The 8,060-nt window shown below is 41.9% G+C and carries 6 protein-coding genes and 1 pseudogene; 5 read left to right on the top strand and 2 right to left on the bottom strand.

Annotated features, from left to right (window positions below; all coding sequences use genetic code 11):
* The first annotated feature begins 335 nt into the window (after positions 1-335).
* The 3 genes from OU793_RS22845 to cqsA all read left to right on the top strand — a co-directional run bounded on the left by OU793_RS22845 (position 336) and on the right by cqsA (position 3,843).
* Positions 336-1,073 carry an EAL domain-containing protein gene (locus tag OU793_RS22845; protein ID WP_029799842.1) on the top strand — a complete coding sequence of 246 codons (738 nt, stop codon included), beginning with the start codon at positions 336-338 and terminating at the stop codon, positions 1,071-1,073.
* 289 nt (positions 1,074-1,362) lie between these two features.
* Positions 1,363-2,307: a ribosome biogenesis GTPase YlqF gene (gene ylqF / locus OU793_RS22850; protein WP_005454328.1), complete on the top strand. Its 945-nt coding sequence runs from the start codon at positions 1,363-1,365 to the stop codon at positions 2,305-2,307.
* A gap of 354 nt (positions 2,308-2,661) precedes the next feature.
* Positions 2,662-3,843, top strand: a complete 1,182-nt coding sequence (cqsA, locus tag OU793_RS22855) for an alpha-hydroxyketone-type quorum-sensing autoinducer synthase (protein ID WP_005486564.1) — start codon at positions 2,662-2,664, stop codon at positions 3,841-3,843.
* A 77-nt stretch (positions 3,844-3,920) separates the two neighbouring features.
* On the opposite strand, the gene OU793_RS22860 is transcribed toward cqsA, so the two are convergent.
* Positions 3,921-5,969, bottom strand: coding sequence for a response regulator (locus OU793_RS22860; protein ID WP_140104041.1), 2,049 nt, complete (start codon positions 5,967-5,969; stop codon positions 3,921-3,923).
* 319 nt (positions 5,970-6,288) lie between these two features.
* Here OU793_RS22860 and OU793_RS22865 point away from each other — a divergent pair, with 319 nt between their 5' ends.
* Positions 6,289-6,906: an HAD family phosphatase gene (locus tag OU793_RS22865; protein ID WP_140104040.1), complete on the top strand. Its 618-nt coding sequence runs from the start codon at positions 6,289-6,291 to the stop codon at positions 6,904-6,906.
* Between the two features lie 86 nt (positions 6,907-6,992).
* On the opposite strand, the gene OU793_RS22870 is transcribed toward OU793_RS22865, so the two are convergent.
* The gene (locus OU793_RS22870) at positions 6,993-7,541 is read right to left on the bottom strand and encodes a GNAT family N-acetyltransferase (RefSeq protein ID WP_015313129.1); all 549 of its coding nucleotides are present in this window, start codon (positions 7,539-7,541) and stop codon (positions 6,993-6,995) included.
* A 271-nt stretch (positions 7,542-7,812) separates the two neighbouring features.
* Between OU793_RS22870 and OU793_RS22875 the strand changes: the two are divergent.
* Positions 7,813-8,060, top strand: a pseudogene (locus OU793_RS22875) (acyl-CoA desaturase); the annotation flags it as partial.

Consider the following 8,060-nt stretch of genomic DNA (forward strand, 5'->3'; position numbering starts at 1 on the left):
CAACTTTAGGAGGTTTGGTTTCTCGTCTGAATTACGCAACAAAGCCTGATTTCAATCCCAAAAAATGAAGACGGGTCGATCAAAATGGGACAATACTATTTCAGCATCAGTGGTCGCGAAGAATTCGACGTAGAACTGTCTGTTGTTGCGAAATAAATTTCTATCATCGTTCATTAGGCACCTGTTTTCTCGATGGTGCTTAATGAACATTAAATATTATTTATAAAGGTATTATAATTCTTAATTTCCTGACGTAATAACTTTAGATATAGAATATGAAACGATGTTTAAGTGTGAGTCAAACATAGTAATAGTAAACTGATAAAGTGGATAATATGAAAAGGAATATGCCTTACCTACCTAGCTTCAAATTGACTGACTTTGATATAAAAACGTTAGTACAACCTATCCTCTGTCCTAGAAGCCAAGAGATTCAATATTACGAAACTTTGTCTAAGATAAGCACTTTTGCTCAAAGCAACATAAACAACGACGTATTCTTTTCCATTATAGACAACACGTTTATTCAAACTCTCGCTTTACAACAAATTCGATTTTCTCTTGAAAAATACCCTCACCAACTACACTCTTTTAATATTAAACTCTCTTGCTTAGCTGACGAAGATTTTGTCCGTAAGCTTTTAAGCTTCAATGGTGCTAAGTTTGCTCTTGAGATAAGCGAGCTTGATTGTTATACCGAATCAAAAGAAATACGCGAAAACTTGTCAGTGTTACAAGCGAACAATATCGAGATTTGGCTGGATGACTATCACCGTAACAACAAGCTGGCTAACATGTCACTTGGCAACATACTTTGGGATCGTATCAAGATTGACAAAAGCTTTCTAAAACACGCCGACCAAGAGTCTATACAAGCACTAGAGTACTTCTTAGCCCCTTTCTGCTTACACGGATTGATCTTCGAGGGTGCTGAGTACATCGAGCATCATAAGATGTTAAAGACAAGCCACTCATTAACTCAAGGTTACTATTACTTTAGACCGTCCCCAATAAACTCTCTCGATTCAAAACCGCGCGTTGCCGACTCAATCAAACTCTCCTATGCAGGTTAAATAAAGAAAAGCAATTTGAACAGTTCCACTGTTGTTCATTTTTGTATTCCTTATTTAAGGCCATTGTGTCGCAACTGAATGCCTTTGATATTGGTCCGAGATCGTGAGAGGAACACGTTGAAACTCTGTTTCTAAATGATAAGGGTTCCTGAACGTTTTCCGCTACAAGATAAAGTGTTAAGATCCTCACATCTATGCTGTCGTAGTTTCAGGTGACCGATATCGTACCTTTGATACCCCACCTCATACTTTCCACAGCTTAACCATAAATTTAAAGGCATATTTTCAAATGGTTAACAACTCAATCCAGTGGTTTCCTGGCCACATGCACAAAGCGCGTAAAGAGATCGAAGAAGCCATCCCGCAAGTGGATGTGATCATCGAAGTACTGGATGCTCGTATTCCTTTCAGTAGCGAAAACCCTATGATTTCAAAAATCCGCGGTGAAAAGCCTGTTGTAAAAGTGCTAAATAAGCGCGATTTGGCTGATCCAGAGCTGACGCAACTGTGGATTGACCATCTTGAGAAAGAACAAAACGTAAAAGCAATGGCAATTACGACTTCTGAGCCTCAAGAAGTACATAAAATTATGGAGCTTTGTCGTAAGCTTGCGCCACACCGTGAAGAAGTTGGTAAAAACATTCGTACCATGATCATGGGCATCCCGAACGTGGGTAAATCGACCATCATCAACACACTGGCTGGTCGCACTATCGCAGTAACAGGTAACCAACCAGCGGTAACGCGTCGCCAACAACGCATTAATTTACAAAACGGCATTGTTCTGTCTGACACTCCTGGGATTCTTTGGCCAAAAGTGGAAAACCCACATAGTGGTTTCCGTTTAGCGGCAACGGGTGCCGTAAAAGATACGGCAATGGAGTACGACGAAGTTGCGTTTTACACTGTTGAGTATCTAGCAGCGCATTACCCAGAACGTCTAAAAGAACGTTACCAAATCGAAGAGCTGCCAGAGTCTGACATTGAGATCATGGAAGAAATTGGCCGTCGTCGCGGCGCGCTACGAGCAGGTGGCCGAGTGGATCTTCATAAAGTATCTGAGATTCTACTTCACGAGCTTCGACAAGGTACACTAGGACAAATCACTCTTGAGCTTCCTGAGATGATTACTCAAGAACTGATCGAAGTCGAAATAGAAACGGCTCGCAAAGAAGAAGAGAAAGCGAAACGTAAGGAAGAACGTCGTAAACGTTACTTACGTAACAAACGCTAAGTTCTTTTTCTCACTCTATTCCTAGGCGCGATTTTCGCGCCTTTTTTGTCCGCCACTTTTACACCCAACTAGATAACCCCGCCTCATCAACGTAACCACTTTTTGTCGTATTTACGTGGAACTTTGTACTACATTTTTTACGGCGTACAAGCACAAAAAACCATGTTTATTTATTGAACACAAACTAGTTTAGACCCCCGTAGCCTAAGGAGTTACAGCCACCATCCAACCCTTAAATATCGAGTTTGCAAGCGCTAGCAAAGTTATGCAACTTGATTAGTGACACTCTCCCCAAAATCTTCAATATAAATAAGGTCAGCGCTGGCGTTTTTCCAAATCACAAAGAGATTTATTATGTGTACTAAAAACGAAACTAAACCACTGCCCTCTTTTATCGAGGAACGCCTTAATTTCCATATTCAAGATTTAATTAAATCTAACGAAAATCAAAAACACCTCGTTCTTGGCAAACGACCGTCCGAAAATGCTGTGGTTATGCAAAGCAATGATTACCTTTCGCTCTCTCACAATGAGCTCATTCAGAAAGCGCATCGAGATGCAATTTCTGAACGAGATGACAATGTCGTGATGTCAGCAATCTTCTTGCAAGATGATCAATCAAAACCCGCCTTTGAGCACCAGCTAGCGACGTTTGTCGGCATGGAAAGTTGTTTGTTGTCACAATCAGGATGGGCAGCCAATATTGGTTTACTGCAAACCATCTGCGCTCCAAACCTTCCCGTATACATCGACTTTTTCGCTCATATGTCGTTGTGGGAAGGAGCACGCACCGCCGGAGCGCAGATTCATCCTTTCATGCATAACAACATGAATCATCTGCGCAAGCAGATCCAACGCCACGGTGCGGGAATCATCGTTGTCGATTCGGTGTATAGCACGATTGGCACAATCGCCCCATTACGTGCCATCTACGAAATGGCGAAGGAGTTCGATTGTGGCTTAGTGGTAGATGAATCTCATTCATTAGGCACACACGGACCAAAGGGGTCTGGATTATTACAAGAACTGGGACTAACACAGATGGTGGATTTCGTTACCGTAAGTTTGGCGAAAACGTTCGCCTACCGCGCTGGTGCGATTTTAGGCCCGAACAAGCTAGCACAATCGCTGCCCTTCGTGGCCTATCCTGCGATTTTTAGCTCAACGGTTTTGCCACAAGAAGTCGTGCGTTTAGAAAAAACACTTGAGGTAATTAAAGCGGCTGACGACAAACGTGAATGTTTGTTCAAGCGAGCCAAAGAACTCGCGATCGGATTAAAACGTATTGGGTTTAACATTCGCAGCGAATCGCAGATTATTGCTCTTGAGTGTGGAAGTGAGAGAAACACTGAACGAGTACGCGATTTCCTTGAAGAAAGAGACGTTTTCGGTGCGGTATTTTGCCGACCGGCCACGGGCAGAAACAAGAACATCATTCGATTTTCTGTCAATGCCGACATGACAGCTCAACAAGTGGATCACGTCTTATCGGCTTGTCAGGAGGCATTTGACCATCCCGACTTAGAGTTTGTGTAAATTGATTCGTAGTGGACGCTGAGCCTACGCTTGGCTCCAGTGAAAGGTCAGAGCTCAGTTCAATCCTGAGCTCTGTTTTAAATCCAGTTAGCAATTTTATCGAAAAGGCGATTCTTATCAGCGGGTTTAACGATAAAGTCGGACATGCCGGATGAGCCAATTTTATCTAGCGTCACAGGAGAACTGTCTCCCGTATGCGCAATAATCGGCACAGATGCATACGGCTTTTCTGAGTTACGGATACGTCGCGACGCTTCTACTCCGTCCATGATTGGCATCTCAATATCCATTAAAATCAGATCGATATTTTCTTTTTCAAGAGTGTCCAATGCTTGCTGACCATCTTCCTTTTGTACCACTTCAAATCCCTGCTTCTCTAGTAACATCGCCGTAAACTTACGCAGAGACTCGTTATCATCCACAACCATGATGGTTCGTTTGATGGATTTATCTAAAGGCGCAGATGGCAAGGTTGACGAGATATAAGTGGAATCGTAAAGCAAACGTTCAATCGTAGCTTTAGTGTTTAGCAGCCACGCTTGAGTCTCTACCCAAATCGGGTCATTGCCGGCTTTTTTAGCTCGTTGTGCAGGTTTGTGCTCAAAAAGATACACCACACGCGCTTCAGTAAATGAAAGTAACGATTCGATTCTGTCTAATTGGTTTTCTAAAACATCAAGGCTTTCCACATCGACAAATATCAGGTCAAATTCAAACTCGTATTCTTTCTTTTTAAAGACGCTTTTTACATCTAAAACGGTGACATCAAATCCCATGAAGCGACTAATATCTGCCATTTTTTGCACGATAATGTCTTGATTACTAACCAATAAAATCGATTTCATTTTGGTCAGCTCATCTTTAATTTCCGTTACCGTATCTGATGTGATAGGCGGAAAAGTCAACGTAAACTGTGACCACTCTCCCGGCTGGGAAATGCACTTAATATTACCACCAAATGAACGCATGACTTTCTTACAGAACGGTAGTCCAAGGCCATAGCTGCCCGATTTACCTGTGGTATAGAAGTCCTGAAAGATATGTCGAATCACATCTGGCGCAATACCTGATCCGTTGTCCGTCACTACAATTTGGTTGACCGTGTCATTACTTTGCATACTCACATGAATATGAAACTCGTCTGAACTGCGATGATGAAATGCGTTCTTAAACAAGTTATACATGACGTACTTTAACAATGTATCGCTACCCAAAAAGTCAAACTCACTTCTTGCATCGAATGAGATCGCGAACCTGTCTGTCGAACGTTTATAACTGAAACTCTCAATGGCTTTTTCAACCACCGATTGAGCAGAATATCTTTTGAAGGAAGAGCGAGATACGCGGTTTTCATCAATCGATGTGAGCAATAAATCGATTGTCTCGTTGCCTGAATGAATAATGTTCATCGCATCTTCGCTCACTTCACGGAGCAAGGTTACATCTTCACCACTCATCACATACTGATCTTTTTCGCCCATCGCCTTTTTGTTAGGCAAGACAGACTGAATAACATCTATCGACGTACATAAGCCACTGAGTGGATTACGCATTTCATGAGCAATACCAGCGCCAAACGACTTAGCGAGCGATACTTTTGCTTCATGCTCGACCTGATTTCGGAAATAGAACATGTTGCCAAACACATAAATAAACAAAAATATCGGCACATGCGTCCAATCCATTGTGATATCGAGATGAAAGCCTTTCGCGATCCACGCAAAAAACGTCGCTAGACCAATACCAGCGAACGTCTGAGCAAACATGACCCTTGTGACATGAACCAACAAAATATGCAGGAAAATAGCCGACATGAATGACATCACCCAAACATTGGACCAATCATTCATGAGTAACATATAAAAAAAGAAGAAAGGTAAACAGGTCGTAATCGTTATTTGATAATAGATGTGCACGTACTTTCGCCATGATGACGACAAACGGTTACGAAAAATGATGCCAAAAAACAGTGCGGAACAGAACAAACGTAGCGGCAAGTTTTCATAGGATTGCGGGAACATGAAGTCCCAAACGAAGTAGTAGAGCGGGAAGCCAATAAATCCCATCCAACCAACTAATGTTAAATTGGGCTCTGCGTACTCATATACCTTACGTATCGAATCCATACTATCTAATTTGTCTACTCCGCCTGACGTTCAAAGTTGTGACTTGCTATCTTTTTTATAATCACGTTGTTTTGTAATTATATATTACTTGCCAAATATAAGCAGCGCGAAATCCGTCAATTTATTCGCGATGCTTGTCTTTAAATTCAGTCTTTTATCTAAGTTCAGCTTGATTTCACGAATTTTTTGGTAACGAGTTCAATTGCATATTATTTTATTGTGATTCAAGTAGAATCAACTTATGCGAGGGCAACGCGAATGTTGTTCTCACTCATCTTCATTTGATTACTCTGGCCAACTCACAAATCAAAGGTGTTCTATGGAAAGCTCTCAAATTAAAAATGTTGTTTTCGATGTCGGCAACGTACTGGTTCGTTGGTCACCACCAGAGATTGTACGCTTAACATTTGGTCACTCCGTAGATGCAGAACAAATGGCGAAAAGACTGTTCTCAAACAAGATTTGGCTAGACCTCAACAAAGGTTTGATCAGCGAAGAAGAAGCAATACACCGTTACCAACAAGAACTCGACTTAACGGCTGAAGAATGTTGCTGTTTCTTCTACTACGTAAAACAGACTCAGATTCAACTGTTCGGCAGTGTTGAGCTTCTACAAAAGGTGAAGCAAGCGGGTTACGGTGTCTACGCACTAACTGATAATGTTGTAGAAATTGTCGAACACTTAAAATCAACGTACAATTTTTGGCCACTTTTTGATGGCGCGATTGTGTCTGCCGAAGTCGCACTTTTAAAACCTCAACCGGAAATTTATCAAGCGCTTCTCTCCCGCTACGACTTAAACCCATCAGAAACCGTTTTTCTGGATGATATGCCTTACAACGTCGAAGGGGCCAAACAGGTGTGCATGGCTGCTATTCAGTTTGAAAACGCGAGCCAATGTGAAAGTGAGTTAAAGGAAATGGGCCTGTCTTTTTAACTCGCCAGATTGTTAACTATCCCGCAAACAAAAAAGAGCAGCGTCAGTGCTGCTCTTATCGTCTCCGTTCTTTCGCTTAGCAAGCGTTATGAATAGATGACGTTTTCCTCAATGCCATTTACCAGCGCTTGCGCGTTAGACCAACGGAACACTTTTTCCATTACTTCTGTTCCGCCCGGAGCACGCCACGTACGCTCTTGGCATTCTTGTCCACCAATATGTTGATAGAACGAAATCGCTGATGTGTTTTGCGAGACAACTTCTAGATACAATCCTGAATCTTTGAAGTATTGCTGTTGCCACTCTGCAACGGCAAGCAAGAGTTGTTTGCCGATACCACGACCACGATAGCTATCATCAACATGCAGAGCGTCAATGAATGTACCGCGCTCAAAGTCATGATTGCCGAAGACACAGACAAAGCCGAGTAACAAGCCCCCCTCTTCTGCAAGAACGATATGTTGGTTAAATGGAGGATTGGTTAAGCGAGTCTGCCAAATCAACAATTTGTCGTCGATGGCTTCGCTGTCCAGGTAAGTGTTCGTTAAAATGCCTCGGTAGTGACGTTTCCAACTGTCCGCATGCAATTGAGCAATGCGTTCATAGTCCTTATATTCCGCTAATCGTAATTCCATTACGTATCCCTATTTTCTTACATTTTTGCTTTTCCACAGAGCCTTGGCATATTCCACCTTTATAAAGCCTATTACTTGGTAGATTTCATACACCTCAAGCCATAGCTCATTTTTTAATACTACTCATTATTAAATTAAAAGCAAAATATCCCAGTTAGAATTCCGGCTCAGCTCAACAAGAATAGTCACATTTATCTAACTTTAATTTGACTTACACGTGTTCGCTGATATTCTAGCGAACAGTTGTTAGCTCAAAGTTAGGAATACCTCAGTGAATCAAAACAAACCACCATTTATCTGGTTGAATATATTGATTTTTTCAGCCAGTTTTGTTCTAACGTTTATTGTAATGCCTTGGTACGCATATCATTATGGACTGGGCTGGGAGCACTTGATTTGGGGTATCCTTGCATTCAGTTTCACTAACCTGTCGATTACTGCGGGATATCATCGCCTTTGGAGCCATAAAACTTACGAAGCTCATCCTGTATTACGTGCAATTTTCGCGATTGGCGGCGC

Source organism: Vibrio sp. VP6, assembly GCF_028823755.1.
GTDB classification, from domain to species: Bacteria; Pseudomonadota; Gammaproteobacteria; order Enterobacterales; family Vibrionaceae; genus Vibrio; species Vibrio parahaemolyticus.

Coding starts and splice junctions, on each gene's coding strand:
- OU793_RS22845 (WP_029799842.1), top strand. CDS start 336: ATGAAAAGGAATATGCCTTACCTACCTAGCTTCAAATTGACTGACTTT.
- ylqF (WP_005454328.1), top strand. CDS start 1,363: ATGGTTAACAACTCAATCCAGTGGTTTCCTGGCCACATGCACAAAGCG.
- cqsA (WP_005486564.1), top strand. CDS start 2,662: ATGTGTACTAAAAACGAAACTAAACCACTGCCCTCTTTTATCGAGGAA.
- OU793_RS22860 (WP_140104041.1), bottom strand. CDS start 5,969: ATGGATTCGATACGTAAGGTATATGAGTACGCAGAGCCCAATTTAACA.
- OU793_RS22865 (WP_140104040.1), top strand. CDS start 6,289: ATGGAAAGCTCTCAAATTAAAAATGTTGTTTTCGATGTCGGCAACGTA.
- OU793_RS22870 (WP_015313129.1), bottom strand. CDS start 7,541: ATGGAATTACGATTAGCGGAATATAAGGACTATGAACGCATTGCTCAA.